General features: G+C 71.6%; 14 protein-coding genes. 6 read left to right on the top strand and 8 right to left on the bottom strand.

What is annotated here, in order from left to right:
* Nucleotides 1-27: 27 nt before the first annotated feature.
* From WMF27_RS15130 to WMF27_RS15115, 4 genes are all read right to left on the bottom strand, one after another.
* Nucleotides 28-1,371, bottom strand: a complete 1,344-nt coding sequence (locus WMF27_RS15130; protein ID WP_437768172.1) for a zinc-ribbon domain-containing protein — start codon at nucleotides 1,369-1,371, stop codon at nucleotides 28-30.
* Nucleotides 1,372-1,763: 392 nt separating this feature from the next.
* Nucleotides 1,764-3,497: a sigma-54-dependent transcriptional regulator gene (locus WMF27_RS15125; protein WP_437768173.1), complete on the bottom strand. Its 1,734-nt coding sequence runs from the start codon at nucleotides 3,495-3,497 to the stop codon at nucleotides 1,764-1,766.
* Between the two features lie 299 nt (nucleotides 3,498-3,796).
* A complete protein-coding gene (locus WMF27_RS15120) occupies nucleotides 3,797-5,434 on the bottom strand; it encodes a GMC family oxidoreductase N-terminal domain-containing protein (RefSeq protein WP_437768174.1) in 1,638 nt (545 codons plus the stop codon).
* Nucleotides 5,431-6,018, bottom strand: coding sequence for a gluconate 2-dehydrogenase subunit 3 family protein (locus WMF27_RS15115; protein WP_437768175.1), 588 nt, complete (start codon nucleotides 6,016-6,018; stop codon nucleotides 5,431-5,433). Before WMF27_RS15115 ends, WMF27_RS15120 begins: the two co-directional genes overlap by 4 nt.
* Before the next feature lie 179 nt (nucleotides 6,019-6,197).
* Between WMF27_RS15115 and WMF27_RS15110 the strand changes: the two genes are divergently transcribed.
* The gene (locus WMF27_RS15110; protein ID WP_437768176.1) at nucleotides 6,198-7,850 is read left to right on the top strand and encodes a hypothetical protein; all 1,653 of its coding nucleotides are present in this window, start codon (nucleotides 6,198-6,200) and stop codon (nucleotides 7,848-7,850) included.
* An 82-nt stretch (nucleotides 7,851-7,932) separates the two neighbouring features.
* Here WMF27_RS15110 and WMF27_RS15105 read toward each other — a convergent pair whose 3' ends face one another.
* From WMF27_RS15105 to WMF27_RS15090, 4 genes are all read right to left on the bottom strand, one after another.
* Nucleotides 7,933-10,026 carry an ATP-dependent DNA helicase gene (locus tag WMF27_RS15105; RefSeq protein ID WP_437768177.1) on the bottom strand — a complete coding sequence of 698 codons (2,094 nt, stop codon included), beginning with the start codon at nucleotides 10,024-10,026 and terminating at the stop codon, nucleotides 7,933-7,935.
* A gap of 10 nt (nucleotides 10,027-10,036) precedes the next feature.
* Nucleotides 10,037-10,462 (bottom strand): hypothetical protein, encoded by a 426-nt coding sequence (locus tag WMF27_RS15100; RefSeq protein WP_437768178.1) that lies wholly within the window; start codon nucleotides 10,460-10,462, stop codon nucleotides 10,037-10,039.
* A 127-nt stretch (nucleotides 10,463-10,589) separates the two neighbouring features.
* Entirely contained in the window at nucleotides 10,590-10,973 is a 384-nt protein-coding gene (locus WMF27_RS15095) for a PilZ domain-containing protein (protein ID WP_437768179.1), read from the bottom strand.
* A gap of 122 nt (nucleotides 10,974-11,095) precedes the next feature.
* Nucleotides 11,096-11,605, bottom strand: coding sequence for a hypothetical protein (locus WMF27_RS15090; RefSeq protein ID WP_437768180.1), 510 nt, complete (start codon nucleotides 11,603-11,605; stop codon nucleotides 11,096-11,098).
* Nucleotides 11,606-11,734: 129 nt separating this feature from the next.
* Here WMF27_RS15090 and WMF27_RS15085 point away from each other — a divergent pair, with 129 nt between their 5' ends.
* The 5 genes from WMF27_RS15085 to WMF27_RS15065 all read left to right on the top strand — a co-directional run bounded on the left by WMF27_RS15085 (nucleotide 11,735) and on the right by WMF27_RS15065 (nucleotide 19,578).
* Nucleotides 11,735-13,486 (top strand): peptidylprolyl isomerase, encoded by a 1,752-nt coding sequence (locus WMF27_RS15085; RefSeq protein WP_437768181.1) that lies wholly within the window; start codon nucleotides 11,735-11,737, stop codon nucleotides 13,484-13,486.
* Complete coding sequence (locus tag WMF27_RS15080; protein WP_437768182.1) at nucleotides 13,483-14,778, top strand: M16 family metallopeptidase; 1,296 nt, start codon at nucleotides 13,483-13,485, stop codon at nucleotides 14,776-14,778. Before WMF27_RS15085 ends, WMF27_RS15080 begins: the two co-directional genes overlap by 4 nt.
* Nucleotides 14,779-15,043: 265 nt before the next feature.
* Complete coding sequence (locus WMF27_RS15075) at nucleotides 15,044-16,156, top strand: ArsR/SmtB family transcription factor (RefSeq protein ID WP_437768183.1); 1,113 nt, start codon at nucleotides 15,044-15,046, stop codon at nucleotides 16,154-16,156.
* Complete coding sequence (gene ahcY / locus WMF27_RS15070) at nucleotides 16,146-17,462, top strand: adenosylhomocysteinase (protein ID WP_437768184.1); 1,317 nt, start codon at nucleotides 16,146-16,148, stop codon at nucleotides 17,460-17,462. The genes WMF27_RS15075 and ahcY overlap by 11 nt, the downstream gene beginning before the upstream one ends.
* Before the next feature lie 46 nt (nucleotides 17,463-17,508).
* Nucleotides 17,509-19,578, top strand: coding sequence for a bifunctional aldolase/short-chain dehydrogenase (locus WMF27_RS15065; RefSeq protein ID WP_437768185.1), 2,070 nt, complete (start codon nucleotides 17,509-17,511; stop codon nucleotides 19,576-19,578).
* Nucleotides 19,579-19,588: the final 10 nt, after the last annotated feature.

The raw sequence follows: 19,588 nt of genomic DNA, 5'->3' as shown, positions 1-19,588 counted from the left end.
ACCGATCGGACGACGGCCGACGCGCGTTCACTTGCCCTTTGCGGAGCACTGCATCGCGCACATCAGATCGCCGACCGCGCACCCGCAGCCGCCGCGCTTCGCGGGGGCCGGAGCGGCCGGCGCCGGGGCGGCCGCAGCAGGCGCCTGCTTGCCTGCGGTGCTGCCACCGGTGCTCGGTCGCGTCGAGGGCCTCGTGCTCGGACGCGCCCCTGCTGCCGTCGGCGCGGCGCTCGGCGCGGCGCTCGCGACCGGCTCTGCCGTCGCGGACGCCGACGCCGTCGCCGACGCGGTGGGCTCGGGCGCCGGCGCCGTGTCGAGGGGCGCCGGCGTCGCGGGCGCGGCGGCCGTGGTCGGCGCGGTCTCGACCGCGGTGGGAACCGGCGCGCTGCCGCCGCCCTTCATCAGGAAGAAGACACCTGCGATCGCGATGCCCGCGATCGCGATGCCCGCGGCGATGATCAACGGGGCGCGGTTCTTGGAAGGGGCCTCGCCGACGTTCGGCGGCGCGACCGACGGCGCTCGCGCCGTGGTCACGATCGGCGCGCTGAGCTGGAACAGGCCGCCATCGTTGGCGACGATGCTCGCGACGGGCGACGGCGCTCGGACGCCAGCGCCCGACGCGAGGGCCTTCAGGTCGATGAGGCCGGAGTCGTCCGAAGCGCTGACGGCCGCCCGCGCCGGGGCCGGAGCGGCGGCCTTCGCCGTGAGGGCGCTCAGCGAGAACAGCATCGAGTTCTCGTCGCGCTGGCCAGGCGCGGCGCCGCTCTTGAAGAGCGGAGCGCTCGTGGCCACGTCGTCGGAGCTGGGCCGGTGCGCCTCGACGCCCGGGCTCGCGCCGAAGAGATCCTGCGTCGGACGCGCCGGATCGCGACGCACCGCCGCTGCTCGCGGAGCGGCCGCCGCGACCGACTCGACGCCCGGGGAGGTCTGCCCGAGGGCCGCTCCCCCGCTGGGCACGGACGTCGACGGCACCGGCGCCGCCTCCTGCGCGGCCACGGAGGCAGGAGCGCTGCCTGCATGCAGGGCCGCGACGATCATGTCGATCTGGCCGAGCGGCTGCCAGTCGGCCATGCCGTCCGCCCAGACGTACGTCTCGGCGTTGATCACCCCCGACTGGTAGCTCGTGACGATCTCGGCCAGCGCCATCGAGCGCTGATCGCCGTCCGCCACGTTGACCAGGTACGTCGTCCCGTCATTCGGAACGCTCGTGCCGGAGACCGGATCGGCGACCCCGCCGTTGGTCGTCACGCCCGAGCTGTTCACGAGGATCGTCGCGCCGCATTTGCGGCACTTGATCTTGACGGTTCTGCCTTGGACCTTCTCGTCCGAGACGGTGTATTTCGACTGACAGGACTGGCAGGTGATCTTCATTGGGGGCTGGCCCGCTGGGGTGTAGTGCCGGCGAGGCGTCGCGTAGAGTTTACCTTGATGCCGCGCCGGTGGCCCGCTCTCTGACGTGCCAGTCGCGCGTCTGATCTCGCAGCTCCGCTTTACGATAGCCGAGGTCGTCGTCCCTTCGTAAAGCACAAAGGGACGGACCGCCGACGGGACCGTTGTCGGGGCGCGGCGCAGCAGCGCGCAGGTCGGGCTCCGGAGTGCGACCAGCCCCCTGGCGGCGCGGCTCAGGCGCCCATCCGCGCTGGGAGGCGCCTCACACTCGACCCGCCCGCGCGACCCGTAATTGCTGCGGTACTGCGAACCTGCCGTGTGGCGGTGTGAGCTCGCGGCGCGGCCTCGCGGCGCAGAGCGGCAAGGAGGCTCCGTCAGGCGTCGCCGCGCGCGGAACCGAGCTCTTCCAGGACGGGCTCGTCGGTGACGACCGGCACCTCGTCGACCGGGTCTTGCGGCTCGGCGCTCTCGCTGTGCCCCTGGGCCTCGTGGCTCCCCACGTGCTCCCCGTACGCCTGCAGCTTCGAGTACAGGCCGCGGCGGCTGATCCCGAGCACGCGGGCGGCGCGCTGTTTGTTGCCGCGCACCGCCTCGAGGGTCAGCAGGATGAGCTTGCGCTCCGCGTCCGCCAGGCGCGTTCCGACCGGAAGGCGCAGCACGAGCGGGTGCTCGGCCGCTTCGCCGGTGTCCCGCGACGGCTCGGCCTCGTGCGTGCCCGCCTCCCCAGGCCTCCGCGGCATCGAGGCTGGGCTGATGGAGGACGGCACAGGCTGCGCGCCGACGTGCGACGGCACGGGCTCGGAGGGGACCACCAGGTCGGCGGCATGAACGATCGGCACCGAGAGCGGCTCGGCCGGCTCGGCAGGGACGACCGGCGCCGCCACCCTCGCCGACGGGATGCTGTCATAGGAACGCCGGCCCGAGCGCCGCTCGATCCGGCCCTGGCCGAGCTGGACGTCGTTGGCCGAGACCAGCTCGTTCGAGGCGAAGAGCGCCGTCTGCTCGATGACGTTGCGCAGCTCGCGGACGTTGCCCGGCCAGTCGTGCTCGGTCAGCCGCTCGACGGCGGCGTCCGAGAGGCGGCGGGCCGGGGTGCCGTAGCGCTTGGCGAACTTCAGCAGGAAGCGCTCGGCGATGGGCAGGATGTCCTCCCTGCGCTCGCGCAGCGGGGGCAGCGTCACCGTGAACACGTTGAGCCGGTAGTAGAGGTCCTCGCGGAAGACGCAGTCGTCGACGAGGTCGAGCAGATCCTTGTTCGTGGCGGCGACGACGCGGACGTCGGCCTCGATCTCCTTGCGGCCGCCGACGCGCGTGAACCGGTACGTCTCGAGCACGCGGAGGAGGCTGACCTGCACGGCGGCGTCCATCGTGCCCACCTCGTCGAGGAAGACGGTGCCGCCCGCCGCCGCCTCGAACTTGCCCTCCGCGGCGGCGAACGCGCCGGTGAACGAGCCCTTCTCGTGGCCGAAGAGCTCGCTGCCGATGAGCTCGCGCGGGATCGCGCCCGTGTGGACCGGCACGAACGGACCCCCGCGGCGGCGGCTCCGGTTGTGGATGGCGCGCGCGACGAGCTCCTTGCCCGTGCCGCTCTCGCCGACGATGAGCACGGGGGCCATCGTCGCGGCGACGCGATCGATGCGGGTGAAGACCTCCCGCATCCGCGGCGAGCCGCCGATCATCCCCTCGAACACGAGCTGCCCATGGAGGGGATCGTCGTCGTCGAACTCGGTCGGCGGCGACGAGAGGAGCTCGCGCACGAGCAGCACGAGGCGCGCCGGATCGAGCGGCTTCTGGAGGTAGTCGGCCGCTCCCAGCTTGAGCGCGTCGACGGCGCTCGTGATCGACGCCGCGCCGGTGACCATGACCACGTGGGGCGGCGGCGCCTTCGGCTCGGGCCCCTCGAGCTCGCCGGGCGAGAGCCGGCGCATCAGATCGACCCCCGTCATGCCTGGCAGGTTGAGATCCGTGACGAGCACGTCAGCCGGCGTCCGCTGGTGGATCTCGAGCGCTTGCTCGCCGCTCGACGCAACGACGACGTCGAGCCCTTCGTGGCGCAGCACCGCCTCGAGGATGGCCGCCTGGTCGGGCTCGTCCTCGACGAGGAGCACACGGCCGTGATGGCTGTGGCTCCGATGCGGCGAGCGCGCTTGTCCGCGCGGAATTGCAGCTGAAACTGCGTTCGGTCCCAAAGCTTCCCTCCCAGCTCGGCGGACGGACGGCTCGGCCCCGTGCGAGTTGAAACGTGCCGTTAAACTTGTACCTCGCGGGGGCCTCGTATCAACTCGGGAGTTGCCTCCTTCTCGGGTGCAAAGTCCCCCTCACATACCGTCTGCGACATGCCGTGCCTGCCCGACGGATGTGGCGCCCCTGGCTCACTGACGCCTGTGGTGACACGCCGCCGCGCGCCTCACCAGCGCTCGATGATGCCGCATGCGATGCGATCGGCCAGCGCCATGCACGTAAGCATCGGATTCACTGCGGGACTTCCAGGAAAGATGCTCGTGTCAGCGACGTACACATTGTCCAGATCGTGGCAGCGCCCCTCCTCATCGACCACCCCGTCCCGCGGGCGCCTCGACATCCGCGCCGTACCGAAGGCGTGATTCGCCGCGGTGATCGTGTCGCGCCCGTCGAGCCGTTTGCTCTTCAGGATCTCGGCTTCTTTCGGCGACGTCAGCTCGTCCGGCACGCCGTGCAGCCCGGGCAGTATCGACGAGGCCCCCGCCGCCCAGCAGATGTCGGACAAGATGCCGAGACCGCGCTGGATCTTCTCGACGTCGCGCGGCGCGTAGTCGAATCGCACATCAGGGTCCCAGCTGCCGCGCTTCGGACGCACCGTCCCCCGCGACTGCTCGGCTGCGATGATGACGTCGAACGGCGCCATCCGGTTGTATGTCCGGAGGTGGCGCTGGTAGTCGTGCCCGAGGCCGGGAAACCGCGCGGCGAGCACGGCCGGAGGCGACCAGAGGACCTCCAGCTTGATCCCTTGCTCGATGAAGTGGAGCGAGTGATAGCCCTGGGTCGCGCCCTCCCATGGATCGATGGGCTCCGGGAACACCGCCATGATGGCGAGCCCCGGGTGGAGCTGCAGCTCGTTGCCCACGTAGCCGCTCGAGCCGGCGGCGCCGCTGCGGAGCAGGATGAGCGGGGTCGCCATGCAGCCGGCCGCGAGCACGACGAGCTCCGCCCGTATCTCGACGGGCGCCCCCTCGCGCCAGGTGAAGGGCTCGATCGTGCGCCCGCGCATTCCGGCGGCGCGCCTGCCGGAGAGCAGCAGGCGCTCGGCGCGCACGCTGGTGAAGACGCGCGCGCCCGCCCGGATCGCGGCGGGGACGTACGAGACGTCGGTCGACATCTTTGCGCGGTTGCGACACCCCGTGAAGCATTCGCCCGAGCCGCGGCAGCCGCGCACGTTGCGGTGGGTCGGCTCGCTCGACAGCCCCAGCGCGTCGCAGCCGCGCTTGAAGCGCAGGTTGCGCTCGCCCTGCACCTCCATCGGCGTGGGCGAGACGCCGAGCAGGCGCTCGACGCGATCGTAGTGGGGCAGCAGCGCGTCCAGGGTGAGCGAGGACGCGCCGGTCCGCTCTGCCCACTTGTCGAACACCCAGGCGGGCGAGCGCGCGCAGATGGCCGAGTTGACGACCGAGCCACCCCCGAGCGCGATCGCCTGCATGGTCGGGATGAGCATGCGCCCGCGGGCGGCGCGCATCCCGCCCTCGCGCAGCGTGCGCGCGAGCGACTCGCCAGCCTCCTGGCGGAAATCCTCCACCCCGAACGGCGGCCCCTCCTCGACGAGGATCACGTCGCGCCCCGCCTCGGCGAGCTCCTTGGCGACGACCGCGCCGCCCGGACCCGAGCCGACGACGAGCACCTCGCACGACGCCCGCACCTCGCCCTCGTAGTCGGCGAACACCTTCACCTGCGAGCGTGGCTCGCCGGGCGCGAGCGGCTCCACCGCGCCCCTCGCTCGGAGCGTCGCCTCGGAGAGCGAGCGCCGCTCGCGGCCCGCGGCGCGAGGCGGCTCCGGGAAGACGGGGAGCTTCACGCCGTCACCCCCGGCGCGAGCGACGGGGGCGCGGCGGCGGCGGGCTCACCCGCCGCTCTCCCGGCGGCGCGGCGCTCGAAGGGCGTGGCGCAGCAGGCGACGCCGATCGCGCCGGCGACCTTCTCGTTCGCGAGATACCCCATCGAGAGCATCGTCCGCAGCGAGAGGAACGTCACCCGCCGGAGGTAGATGCAGCTCTGCGCCATCGACGTGAGCACCGCGATGCGATCGGCCTGCGGGAGGCGCGTGAAGCGCGCGCGGCGCGGCCCGAAGACCCAGGGCGAGAGCTCGACGAAGTGGAACAGCAGCCGCAGGTAGGGCCGGAGAGGCCGCGGTGTGCGCGCGACGTAGCGGTCCACGTACTCGACCAGCCCGGCCTCCGTGCCAGAGACCGGGATCGGGCCCCCGGCCGGGAACAGGGCGTCAGCGCAGGCCGCCACGATGGCCCGCTCCTTCACGGACAGCGCGGAAGGGGGCGCACCGGGGGCCGACGCCCTGCGCACGAGGAAGACGGCGGCGAGGGCGAGCGCCGCCAGGAGAACGACGGGACCGATCACGGGCAGGTGCGCAACGAGCTCGCTCATCACTCGACTCCCTCCTTGTCAGCACGGGAAGCCGTCGCCGTGGCTGCCTCGACAGCGTAGCCCTACAGTCAGAGTGCGCAATTTCGTTCGCACTGCGTCCGGGTGTTCGCACACCATCCTGTCCCGATTTACGCAGCTCGACGTTGTGGCTGTGACAATCGGGGTATGGTCGGCGCCCGATGAGCGGCGACCCCGTGACGGCAGTGGAGAGGAGCGAGGAGGTGGGGCACGACGAGCCCCTCGAAGGCGACGAGCTGTCGGGAGCCGAGCGCCACAGCACGCCGGCGCGCGATCTTGGAACCTGGCTCGCTGGCGCTCCCCTCCCCGCCGCGCTGGAGCTCACGCTCGGGCTGCTCGCGCCGATGGTGATCACGATCGCGGCTGCGCTCCGCGTCGCGAGCTTCACGATCGACGACGCGTACATCTCGTTCCGGTACGCGGAGAACCTCGCGAACGGAAACGGGCTCGTTTACAACGTGGGCGAGCGCGTCGAGGGCTACACGAACTTCCTCTGGACGGTGCTCCTCGCCGCGGCGGTGAAGCTCGGCGCGGCGCCGGCGGTGGCGTCGAAGGTGCTCGGCGCCGCGTGCGCCGCAGGTGCGCTCGTCCCGACCTACCTCCTCTCCCGGCGGTTGCGTCCGTTCTCGAACGTGCCCTGCCTCGCGACGTGGCTGCTCGCGATGAGCGTCCTCTTCTCCGGCTACGCGGTGTTCGGGCTGGAGACGCCGCTGTTCCTCCTGCTCACGCTCGCCGGGACCGAGCTCTTCTTCCGCGAAGAGGACGCCGCCAGCGACGACAGCGGCGCTCGACCCGCGCGCGTCTTCTCCTGGTTCCCCGGGTTCCCCTGGTCCGGCGCGGTGTTCGCGCTCGCCGCGCTCACCCGCCCGGAGGCGCCGCTGTTCCTCGGGGTGCTCGTCGTCTGGCACTCGGAGCAGGCGCTCTCGCGCCGGAGCGTGCTGCGCCTGGTCGCGTTCGCGCTCCCGGTCGCCGCGCACCTCGCGTGGCGGCACAGCTACTACGGCGCGTGGCTCCCGAACACGCTCGCCGCGAAGACGGGCGACTTCGCGCAGCAGATCCAGGGCGGGGGCGACTACGTCCGCAAGTACGCGCAGCACGCCGGCGCCTTCCTGTGGCTCGGGATCCTCTCGGTCGCCTCATCCATCGTCCACCGGCGCCGGAGCGGCCTCGCGATCGCGTCGATCGCGCTGCTGTTCGGCGTGTACGTCGTCGCGGTGGGCGGCGACTGGATGCCTTACTTCCGGTTCCTCGCGCCCGCGGAGCCGTTCGCGTTCCTGCTCGCCGACGACGCGGTCCGCGCGATCGCCGCGCGCCGCGAGCGCGTCGCGTCGCTCGCGATCGCGGCGTTCGGCGCGATCACGATCGCGACCCGCGCCGGCGAGCTCGTGCGGGCCCAGCGGAACCTCCTCGTCAACGACAAGGGCTTCTGGGACGACGCCGCAGGGCGCTCCGCGGAGTGGCTCGTCAAGAACGCGGAGCCTGGCCCCATCGCGCTCGCCGACATCGGCTACGTCGGTTACCGCACCGGCTTCCCGGTCGTGGACATGCTCGGGCTGCTCAGCCCCGAGGTCTCCCGCCTGCCGGGCGCGTACACGCACAAGGTCGGGGCCGGCTACACCGACGCGATCTTCGCGAAGAACCCGCGTTACTTCTTGCTCATCTCCTCCGGGATCGACTGCAAGACCCCGACGGTGCCCTCCTCCCGCGCCTCGTACGACGACCCCAGGTTCAAGGCGGACTACAGGCTCCGCCAGGTCATCGCGCTCCGGAAGGGCGGCGCCTGGTGCATCTACGGGAAGACGTCGTATCCCTGACGATCGCGCCGACGAAGCGCGCGCATCGCCGGAGCGCGCGCCTCATCTCGCGCTCCGCCTCGCGGCCCCTTCGCGCCGCGCCTCACGTCCGCGCCGGCGCTCCTCCTCGCTCCGCTTCCGCGTCGGCCGCGCGGGCCGCCCAGAAGGCGCGCACGTCCTCGATGCGGTCGGTCCGGCGTGCGTCGGGCAAGCTGTCGAGCAGCACGCGGCCGTAGCCGCGCGTGCGGATCCTCCGGTCCAGGATCGCGACGATGCCGCGATCGGTGCGCGCGCGGATCAGCCGGCCGAAGCCCTGCTTCAAGGTGATCGCGGCCTGAGGCACGCTGTACGCGATGAACGGGTTGCCGCCGCCCTGCTCGATCGCCGTGCACCGGGCCGCGACGACCGGATCGGTCGGCACCGCGAACGGGAGCTTCTCGATGATCACGAGGCGCAGGGCCTCGCCCGGGACGTCCACCCCTTCCCAGAAGCTCATCGTCGCGACGAGCACCGCGTGCCGCTCCGCGCGGAAGCGGCGGAGCAGCGCGCCCTTCGGCGCGTCCCCCTGCACGAGCAGCGGAACCTGCCGCCCCGGAGCGCCGCCGTCCGCCCGGGCCACCGCCGCGGCGCGCCCGAGCCGGACGCGGAGGGCCGCGGCGAGCGCGTTCATGGCGCGGATCGACGTGCAGAGGAGGAACGCGCCGCCGCCCGTGATGCCGATGAGCTCGGCCGCGCGATCGGCGGCCCGCTCGACGAACGCCGCGTCGGTCGCCTCGGGGAGGTCGCGCGGCGTGTAGAGCAGCGCGGCGGTCGGGTAGTCGAAGGGCGAAGGGACCTCGAGCTCGTCGACAGGGACCGACACGTCCTCGTCGAGGCCCATCCGCGAGCGGAGGAAGCGGAACCCCGCCCCGGCGGAGCCGCCCGTCGTCAGCGTGGCGCTCGTCAGCACCACGGCGCCGATCCGCTCGAAGACGTGCTCGCGCAGCATGTCCCCGAGATCGACCGGCGACGCGCCGAACGAGACGGCGCGGCCGCGCACCTCGACCCACGTGACCTGGTTCGTCGCGGGGTCGACGATCCGCGCCGCGTCGTCCCGCAGCTGCGCGGCGCGGTTGCCGACGAGCTGCACCGCCTCGCTGATCGCGTTCGCGCTCGCGTACGCCGCGAGCGCCTCGAGGTGGTCGTCGAGGCGGTGGTACGCGTCGAGCAGCTCGCCGGACCAGGCGTCCCTCGCGAGCGGGCTCCGGGCTTCGCCGCGATCCCCGCTCCCGGCGGCGCCGCCCAGCGAGGCGAGCCGATCGAAGAGCGCGTCCGCGGACTCGCGCACCACGGCCGTGATCGCCGTCCCCTCGCCCCGCCCGAGGATGCGATCGGCGAGGCCCGACGCGATGAAGGCCCGGTCGGCGTCGCGCAGCATCGAGTCGACCCGCGCGCGAGAGACGCGGACGCCGAAGAAGCCCGTCGCGATGTCCTCGAGCTGGTGCGCCTCGTCGAAGATGACCGCGTCGTACGGCGGGAGCGCGCCGGCGCCGGCGAAGCCGCGGCGCGCTCCGGCGATCTTCAGCGCGAGATCCGCGAAGAAGAGGTGGTGGTTGACGACGAGGAGGCGCGCCGCCTCGCTGTCGCGCTTCATCCGCGTGACGAAGCACCTCTCGAAGTACTCGCACGAGGCGCCGAGGCGCGTCTCGCTGGACGACGCGACCTCTCGCCAGAGCGGATCCCCCTCGGCGAGGTGGGCGAGCTCCGCGACGTCGCCCATCTCGGTCTCCTGCGCCCACGCCTCGATCAGCGGCAGCGAGCGCCCCGCGATCCCGGCGCCCGCGCCAGGGCTGGTCCGGAGCTCGCTGAAGCGCCGCAGGCACAGGTAGTTGCCGAGCCCCTTCACCAGCGCCGCGCGCGGATCCAGCCGGAGGTGCTCGGCCACGAGCGGCAGGTCCTTCGTGTAGATCTGGTCCTCGAGCGCCTTCGTCGCGGTCGAGACGACGACCTTGCGACCGCTCAGGATCGCGGGCACCAGGTAGGCGAGCGTCTTGCCCGTCCCGGTGCCCGCCTCGCAGAGGAGGATGCGGTCCTCCGCGAGCGCCCGCTCGACGGCGCTCGCCATCGCCACCTGCCCCTGTCGGTCCTCGTACCCGTCCAGGCCGCGCGCGAACGGGCCCGACGGCCCGAGCAGGCTCGCGGCGCGGTCGAAGGGCATCGCGTACCGCTCAGCGCGGCAGAGCAGCCTTCTCCAGCGAGAGGGCGAACCCCACCTCGCTGACGGCGAGCTCGAGCGACGCCACGCGCTTCTCGAAGTGGACCTCGCACCACGTATCGAGCGTCCGCTCGGCGTCGCCGGGGTCGCGGACGTGGCGGAGGGCGGCCTCGACCTCGGTGTAGCCACGCGCCACGGCAGGCTCGGCCATCCCGCGCGCCCGCTCGAAGAGCTGCTCGTCCGCCACCCCCGGGAAGTCGTTGCGCTGGGCGCGCACGACGAACCCGACCCGCAGCGGCTCGGCGCCCACGACGATCCCCGAGTCCATGAGGAGGTTCTCCCGCACCCGCTCCGCGACCTGCACGGCGTCGCCCCGGGTGCGGTAGACCTCGAATCCGGCCTGGAGCAGGGCCTTCTTTATCTCCGCGGGTGTCGGCATCTTCCGCTGGTTTCCGGCTACCCCCAGCTATCAGCAGGAACATCCATCGCAAAATTGCGGGTGCCTCGTCAAGCCGACAGCGCCGACCACGTGTGGCGCTCTGGCGCGCCGGCGCGCCCCTGTGGGCTCAGGAGCTCGATCGCGGCGACCCCGAGGGGCCTCCTTCCAGGCCCCCCAGGCCGTTGATGCCCTTCCGATCCTCCAGACCATCGAGGAAACACACCCCGACGATCGATCCATCGGGCTCGTCTTGGACCCACATTATCCTACCCAAACGTGGGCTTCTACCGTCGAGCCAGACCGTTAGCTCGGTACCGGGATCGAGTGAATTTTCTATCACCACCCTGAGCCCGCCGACGCTCACGTTCAGCGTCCAGCCGGCGACGGCGCGCGCGCCGGTCTCCAGGCGTACCCGTTCGCTCAGCTCGCGGCGCGGGCTCCTGCGACGGTTGGCCAGGAGCTCAGGTGGAATCTGGAGTGACGGGGGTGTGAGGGCTCTGCGTCGAATCACGAAAGAAAATTACAAGCACACGCCGTGCCCGGGGACAGAAATGTGGGCTCCGGTCGATATTCAGCATGGACGGGAGCTGCGTCCTGCGCGGTGCACGAGGATGCGCCCCTTACGGCGGCCGCTCAGTGCGCCTCGGCGTGATCGGGCTGGTGGCCGGAGCCGTCGCTCGGCTCCTCGAAGACGGAGACGGGCTCGAGCAGGGACAGCTGCTCGCGCTTGATGCCTACGCCCTTGTCGGAGAAGAAGAGGTCGTTCTCCTGAAGCCGCGAACGCACACGGGCGATGAACAGGATAGGCATGCCCGCCTGCGTGTAACCGAGCTGCACGAGCGTGCCCTTCGGCCAGTTGCCGCCGTCGAACGCGAGCTCCTTGCGAAGCGTGTAGAACCCTTCGGCGGGGAGGCGCTGCAGGGAGTCCGCCCACGTCGTGCCCCGGAACGCGACGGCAGGGCCGTGGAAGTGCCAGCGGTTGTGAACGTTGTGGTCGGGCGTCGTGACCGTCGGCAGACCGTTGTCCGAGTGGTTGTGGAAGGAGACGATGGTGCCAGCAGGCACCTTGTCCTCGTGTCCGGGGAGCGGCTTTGTCGTCAGGTAGAGGCCGCAATCGGGGAGGTGTGACTTCGAGCTTGCCATGGCATCTGCCCCTAGCCTCGCTCCCGACCGCCGTAAAGACACGCCGTCGACGCCGTGCTATGCCGCGCCAGGCCAAGGCGGGAGGCCGCTCGAAGAGCGAGCGGCGCACGCCCCGGGAGCGAGCCCTTCGTGAACAGACTGAGCCAAATCTTCGGCGCCGCCATCGTCATCGCGATCGCCGTCGTCTTCATCGTCCAGTTCCGCCCGAGCACGGGCCCCGTGCAGTCGACCGGGAACACCTGTGCGGTCGAGGTCCGAGGCAGCTGCATCTCCTCGATCGACTTCAACGCGTCGAAGAACCTGCTCGCGATGCGGAGCGCCGACGAAAACCGCCTCCGGGCGATGGGTTACCGGCGGCTCACGGCGGAGGGGCTCTACGAGCGGTGGCTCCTCAACGAGGACGCGAAGCGCCTCGGGATCACCGTCTCGGACGACGAGCTCACGAACGAGCTCGTGGCTGGCAGGGTGCGTGTCTCGCTCCCGGCAGACAAGATCCGCCAGGTCGGTTACGCCCTCAGCCTCCGGGAAGACCTCATTCGCTACCTGGACGTCCGCAACCGGCAAACGAAGAAATTCGACAACAAGCAGTACGAGAAGCAAATCCGGAACATCACGAAGATGAGCCCCACGGACTTCCGCGAATACCAGCGGAAGGAGCTCATCGCCGCCCGGATGCGCGAGCTCATCCGGGCGCGGGTCCGGGTCGGCGAGAATGAGGCGTTCGAGCAGTTCTCGCGCGAGAAATCCACGAGGTCGCTCGCCTACGTGCGCTTCGACCGGCGCTTCTACAGCGACCTCATCGTGGACACGTCGGAGAAGGCGATCCAGGCCTGGGCCGACAACAACAAAGAAGAGCTCGACAAGGCCTGGGAGGGGCGGAAGGCGCAGTATCAGCCCGAGTGCCGTGTCGCTCGAGTCCTCGCGGTCGAGGTGAAGCCCGAGGAGGCCGAGCAGGGGCCGGAGGCGGGCAAGGCCGCCGCGAAGGCGCGGATCGAGGGCGCGGTCCAGCGCCTCAAGAAGGGCGAGAGCTTCGCCGACGTGGCCCGCAGCGCGAGCGACGATCCGAGCGCGGCGCACGGCGGCGTGCTCGGATGCGTGGCCAAGGGGCGCCTGAGCAAGCCTGTCGAGGACAAGCTCTTCGAGATGAAGGCGGGCGATGTGTCGGACCTCATCGAGACCGAGGACGGCTTCCACGTGATCAAGCTCGAGCAGATCGCGAAGGACGCCGAGGCCGAGAAGATCGGCCGGCAAGAGACGGCGCGCGACCTCTACATCGCCCACGAGTCGGAGCGGCTCGCGGCCGAGGCCGCGAAGCAGGTGCTCGCCGCCGCCGCGGGCGGCAAGTCGCTGGAGGACGCGCTCGCCGCGTACATGGCCCAGCTCACGCCGGCGAATGCGAAGGAGAAGGAGAAGGCGAGCGCGAAGGAGGGTGGCCAGGCCGAGGCCGGGGAGGCGCGAGCTCCTTACACGATCGCGACGCACCCGAACCGGCCCACCGTCGAGACGAGCCTGCCGTTCAACGTCTCCGGCTCGCCCATCGCCGACGCGAGGGACAGCACCGAGGCCGCGCGCATCGCCTTCCAGCTCGACAAGCCGGGCGACCTGCCCAAGGACGTCGTGGCGCTGGCGAACGGTTATGCGGTGGTCCAGCTCAAGGAGAAGACCTCTGCGAGCCAGGAGCAGTGGGACAAGGATCGCGAGTTCTACACGTCGGCCATGCGCGCCGCGAAGCAGAACGACGCGCTCATCGGGTACATTCGCCGGCTGAAGTCGACGATCGGCAGCGAGGTGAAGTACGACCAGTACCTCCTCAAGGAGTCCAAGCCAGCCGAGGACGGCTCCGGCGAGCCGCCGCTGCCGCTCGAAGACGAGGGGGAATGACGTCGCTCCCGCTGCGTGACGCGCGCGACGTCGTCCTCTCGAACGGCCTCAAGGTCGTCCTCGTCCCGCAACCGCACGTCCACCGGGCGGTCGCCTCGCTCTACCTGCGCGTCGGCTCGCGGTTCGAGAGCCAGCAGAACAACGGGATCTCCCACTTCCTGGAGCACATGGTGTTCCGGGGGACGCCGACGCTGCCGACCGCGCACGCGCAGGCGCTCGCCTTCGAGCGCCTCGGGGGGACGCTCTACGCGGCGACCCACGTCGACCACGGCGTGATGAGCATCTCCGTGCCGCCGACGAACCTGGAGCCGGTGCTCGCCCTGCTCGGCGAGGTGACCACGTCGCCCCGCTTCACCGCGATCGAGGTCGAGCGCGGCATCGTGCGCGAGGAGATCCTCGAGGACCTCGACGACGAGGGGCGCGACATCGACGCGGACAACAACGCGCGCGCGCTCATGTACGAGCGACACCCGCTCGGGTTCACCATCACGGGCGACATCGAGGCGCTCGATCGCTTCGACGAGCCGATGCTGCGCGCCCACCACGCCCGGCACTACACGACGGCGAACGCGGTGCTGTGCCTTGCGGGGCGGCTCGATCCCGAGGCGTGCGCGCGGGCCGTCGAGCGGTACTTCGGCGCCATGCCGCGCGGCGAGCAGGTGCCCGCCGCGCCGCCGCCCAACGGGCAGAAGAAGCCGAGGTTCCGCTTCATCGAGAACCAGTCGAGCCAGACCGATCTGCGGATCGCGTTCCGTGGCGTGAGCGAGCGCGATCCGCGCGAGCCCGCCGTGGAGATGCTGCTCCGCGTCCTCGACGACGGCATGTCGACGCGGCTGTACGAGCGGATCTGCGATCGGCTGGGCCTCTGCTACGACGTGTCGGGGATGTTCGAGGCCTACGAGGACGACGGGGTCGTCGACATCGCCGCGGGCGTCCAGCACGACCGCGCGACCGTGGTGGTCCGGGAGATCTTCGCGTTGCTCCGCGAGCTCGCCGAGGTCGGCCCGCGCGAGGACGAGCTCGCCAAGGCGCGCGACCGCCACCTCTGGTCGGTGGAGGCGATGCTCGACGACGCCGAGGCGACCGCCGGCTTCCATGGGCTCGCCGCGCTCGCCGACATCACGCGCACCCCGGAGGCGCGGCACGAGGAGCTCGTCCGCGTCAGCGTCGCCGACGTGCGCGACGCCGCGCGCGCGCTGTTCCGGCCGGAGCGCCTCACCGTGGTGGCCGTGGGCCTGCTCCGCTCCTCGGAAGAGGCGAAGCTGGAGAAGGCCGTCCGCGCGTTCGGCTGACCCAGCGCGAGCCAGGCGCCGCGGCGCACCACGACAGCGGCGATCGCAGAAGAAGCGGAAGGAGCCCCGGAAGGAGGCGGCCGTTGACGGGCGCCCCCGGCGCGCAGGACGGGCCACGGCCGCCCGCTGCACGAGGGCCTGCCCCGCCGCGCGCGCCGGATGTGCCCTGGCACACATGTCAGCCGGCCTTCGCGGCGAGCCGGGCGCGTCCAGGGCCTTGTTCAAACTATTTGCATCTATGTGCATCAACACATATATATGAGCCATGGTCTCGATCGCAGAGACGCCGGCTCAACCGGAGGAGGCGGTCGCGCGGTGCGAGCTGTACCGGCTGCTGGCGGATCCGGTGCGGGTGCGGCTCCTCGGCCTGGCCGCGGCGGAGGAGCTCGCCGTCGGAGAGCTGGCCGAGCTGCTCCGCGAGGGCCAGCCGAAGATCTCGCGCCACGCGGCCGCGCTCCGCGAGGCGGGGATCCTGCTCGCCAGGCGCCAGGGGACGTGGACGCTGCTCCGCCTGGATCCGCGCGCGACGACCGATCCCGTGGTCGACGACGCGGTGCGCGCGGGCCAGCGCGCGTGCGCGGCGGACGGGACGCTCGCGCGCATCGAGGAGGTGCTGGCCGCGCGCGACGCCGAGACACGCGAGTTCTTCGCGCGTGGCGGGCGGCCGTTGCGCCCGGGGCCGCCGGCCGAGCTCGCCGCCTACCTCGCGGCGCTCGCGCCGCTCCTGCCCCATCGGCGGCTGGCGGTCGACGCGGGCACCGGCGACGGGGCGCTGCTCGAGGTGCTGTCGCCCGTCTTCGATCGCGTCGTCGCGCTCGATCGCGCGAGCGCGCAGCTGCAGCTCGCCGGGGAGCGCCTGCGGCGGCGCAGCCTCGAGAACGTCGAGCTGGTGTGCGGCGAGATCGACGGGCCCGAGGTGATCCGGGCCGTGGCGCGCGCGCTCGGCGGCGATCCTCCGGAGGCCGGCGAGGCCCTCTCCGGGGGCGCCGACGTGGTCTTCGCGGCGCGCGTTCTGCACCACGCGCCTCAGCCGGCGAAGGCGATGCGCGCGCTCGTCGAGCTCGCCCGCCCGGCCGCGCCCGGCCGCGGCGACGGCGCTCACGCCCGCGGGGGCGCGGTGTGCGTGCTCGATTACGAGGCGCACCACGATCAGGCCCTCCGGGAGCAGGAGGCGGACATCTGGCTCGGCTTCTCGCCGGGCGACCTCCGAGGCCTCGCCGAGGAGGCCGGGCTCTCCGGCGTCGAGCTCCGGCGGCTGCCGTCCGCGTGGCAGGGCGAAGGCCCGGATCGACACCTGGTTTGGCAGCTGCTCGTCGGCTGGCGCGGCGCGCGCACAAGCGCATTCACCGAAAAGGCAAAGGGACACCATGACTGCTGAGAAGAAGCTCTCGTACAAGGTCGCCGACATCACGCTCGCGGACTGGGGTCGCAAGGAGATCCGCATCGCCGAGAAGGAGATGCCCGGGCTGATGGCGCTCAGGGCGGAGTACGGCCCGACGCAGCCGCTCAAGGGCGCGCGCGTCGCCGGCTGCCTCCACATGACGATCCAGACCGCGGTGCTGATCGAGACGCTGGTGGCCCTCGGCGCGGAGGTCACCTGGACGAGCTGCAACATCTACTCGACGCAGGACCACGCGGCGGCGGCGATCGCGGCGGCCGGCATCCCGGTCTTCGCGTGGAAGGGCGAGACCCTCGAGGAGTACGACTGGTGCATCGAGCAGCAGCTCTACGCCTTCAAGGGCGGCAAGGGGCCCAACATGATCCTCGACGACGGCGGCGATCTCACGATCGTCGCGCACGAGAAGCACCCGGAGCTCTTCACCGGCGCCGACCCGATCCGCGGGCTCTCCGAGGAGACGACGACCGGCGTGCACCGGCTGTACGAGATGCACCGCGCGGGCAAGCTGAAGGTGCCCGCGATCAACGTCAACGACTCGGTGACCAAGAGCAAGTTCGACAACCTCTACGGTTGCCGCGAGTCGCTGGGCGACGGGATCAAGCGGGCCACCGACGTGATGTTCGCCGGCAAGGTCGCCGTCGTGTGCGGCTACGGCGACGTCGGCAAGGGGTGCGCGCAGTCGCTGCGCGGCCTGGGGGCGCGCGTGATCATCACCGAGATCGACCCGATCTGCGCGCTGCAGGCGGCGATGGAGGGCTACGAGGTGAAGCGCCTCGAGACCGTCGCCCCGGTCGGCGACATCTTCGTCACGGCGACCGGCTGCGCCGACGTCGTCCGGGCGGAGCACATGATCGCGATGAAGGACGAGGCGATCCTCTGCAACATCGGGCACTTCGACTCGGAGATCCAGATCGCGTGGCTCGAGAAGAACCCCGAGATCAAGGAGGAGAACATCAAGCCGCAGGTCGATCACTTCGTCTTCCCGGACGGCAAGCGGCTGATCGTCCTCGCGCGCGGCCGGCTCGTGAACCTCGGGTGCGCCACCGGCCACCCGTCGTTCGTGATGTCGACCTCGTTCTCCAACCAGGTCCTCGCGCAGATCGCCCTGTGGACCGAGAAGCATGCGATCGGCGTCCACCTGCTGCCGAAGAAGCTCGACGAGAAGGTCGCGGCGCTGCACCTGCCGAAGCTCGGGGTCGAGCTGACCCAGCTCACGACGGAGCAGGCGAAGTACCTGGGCGTCCCCGCCGAGGGCCCCTTCAAGGCCGAGAACTACCGCTACTGAGCGTCGGGCTTTCGGCGCCTCCGCCGCTGGGGTAGGCGGCCGATCGATGGATCCTCGCCACAGCAAGGACGAAGCCCAGCGCACCCTCGACACCTACGCCTCGACCTGGGGCGAGGATCTCGCCCTCCGCGTCTACACATCGCGCCTGCTCGGCGCCGATCCGTCGCTCGTCCTCCACGGCGGCGGGAACACGAGCGTCAAGAGCACGGCGGTCGACCTGCTCGGCGATCGCGTCGACGTGCTCTTCATCAAGGGCAGCGGGTGGGACCTCGCGACCATCGAGCCGCGCGGCTTCCCGGCGTGCCGCCTCGCGCCGCTCCAGCGCGCGTGCGCGCTCGAGGCGATGACCGACGAGCAGATGGTCGCGCTGCTGCGCGGCCAGATGCTGGATCCGGCGAGCCCGACGCCGTCGGTCGAGGCGCTGCTGCACGCGATCATCCCCGCGAAGTTCGTCGATCACACGCACGCGGACGCGGTGCTCGCGGTCATCGATCAGCCCGGCTCGGCCGAGGTCGTCCGGGCGATCTACGGGGACGGCGCGCTCTTCGTGCCGTACGTCATGCCGGGCTTCGCGCTCGCCCGCCGCGTCGCCGAGCTCGTCCGGGAGCGCCTCGCGCAAGGGGCGCTCCCGTCGCTGATGATCCTCGACAAGCACGGCGTCTTCACGTGGGGAGACACCGCCGAGGAGAGCTACACGCGCATGATCGACGCCGTGACGCGCGCCGAGCGCTACATCGCCGAGCGCAGCGTGATCGTCTCGCACCCCACGGTCGTGGCGGATCCGGACCTCCGGGCCGCCATCGGGCCGGTCGTCCGCGGAGCGCTCGCCCGCGCGTCGGGGCGCCCCTGGGTCTGCACGCTCCGCACCGGCCTGGAGCTGCTCGCGTTCTGCGCGCGCGACGATCTGGCCAGGGTGTCGCAGATCGGCTGCGCCACGCCGGATCACGTCATCCGCACCAAGGCGCGGCCGCTCGTCATCCACGGCCACGACATCACCGACACGGCGCGCTTCCGCGCGACCGTCGAGCAGGCCATCGCGAGGTACGTGGACGAGTACCACGAGTACTTCCGCCGCTCCTGCGCGGCGCGGGGCGTCGTCCGCGACGAGCTCGACCCGTTCCCTCGGGTGCTGCTGTTCCCCGGGGCGGGCGCGCTGTGCGTGGGCGGCTCCCGCGCCGAGGCGGAGATCGTCGCGGACGTCTACGCCCACACCGTCTCCGTGATCGAGGCCGCCGAGGCGCTCGGCGGGTACCAGCCGGTCCCGGAGCTCGACCTCTTCGACATGGAGTACTGGAGCCTCGAGCAGGCGAAGCTGAAGCTCGGCGCAGGCCAGCGGGGCCCGCTCGATCGGCGGATCGCGCTGATCACGGGCGCCGCCTCGGGGATCGGTCACGCGACCGCGGCGGCGTTCCTCGCCGCGGGGGCGCACGTGGTGCTGGCCGATCGCGACGAGGAGTCGCTCGAGAGGGCCGCCGCCGAGCTCGGGGGCCGCTACCGCGGCCGCTGCATGAAGGTTGCCTGCGACGTGCGCAGCGAGGCCAGCGTGCACCGCGCGTTCGCGCAGAGCGCGGCGCACCTCGGCGGCGTCGACATCGTCGTCTCGAACGCAGGCCGCGCGTTCTCGGGCTCCCTCCACACGTCCGAGGGGCACGAGGCCCTGTGCGCGTCGCTCGAGCTGAACCTGCTCGGCCACCAGAACGTCGCCCGCGCGGCGGCGCGGGTGCTGCTCGCGCAGGGCTCAGGCGGCGCGATCCTGTTCAACGCGTCGAAGAGCGCGTTCAACCAGGGGCCCGATTTCGGCCCCTACGGCGTCGCCAAGGCGGCGCTCGTCTCGCTGATGCGCCAGTACGCCGTGGACCTCGGACCTCAGGGCATCCGGGCCAACGCCGTGAACGCCGACCGGATCCGCACCGCGCTCTTCGGCGCCGGCTTGCTGGAGGCGCGCGCCCGCGCCCGCAACGTCTCGGTCGACGACTACTTCCGCGACAACCTGCTCCGGCGCGAGACCACCGCGGCGGACGTGGCGCAGGCGTTCCTTTACCTCGCGACCGCCGAGGCCACGACGGGCTGCGTCGTGACCGTCGACGGCGGGAACGCCGCCGCTTTCCCCCGCTGAGCCGGTCGGC

Origin of the sequence: Sorangium sp. So ce281 (genome assembly GCF_051527395.1) — a bacterium.
Lineage (GTDB): Bacteria > Myxococcota_A > Polyangia > Polyangiales > Polyangiaceae > Sorangium > Sorangium cellulosum_B.
This window is presented reverse-complemented; position numbering and strand designations above follow the sequence as displayed.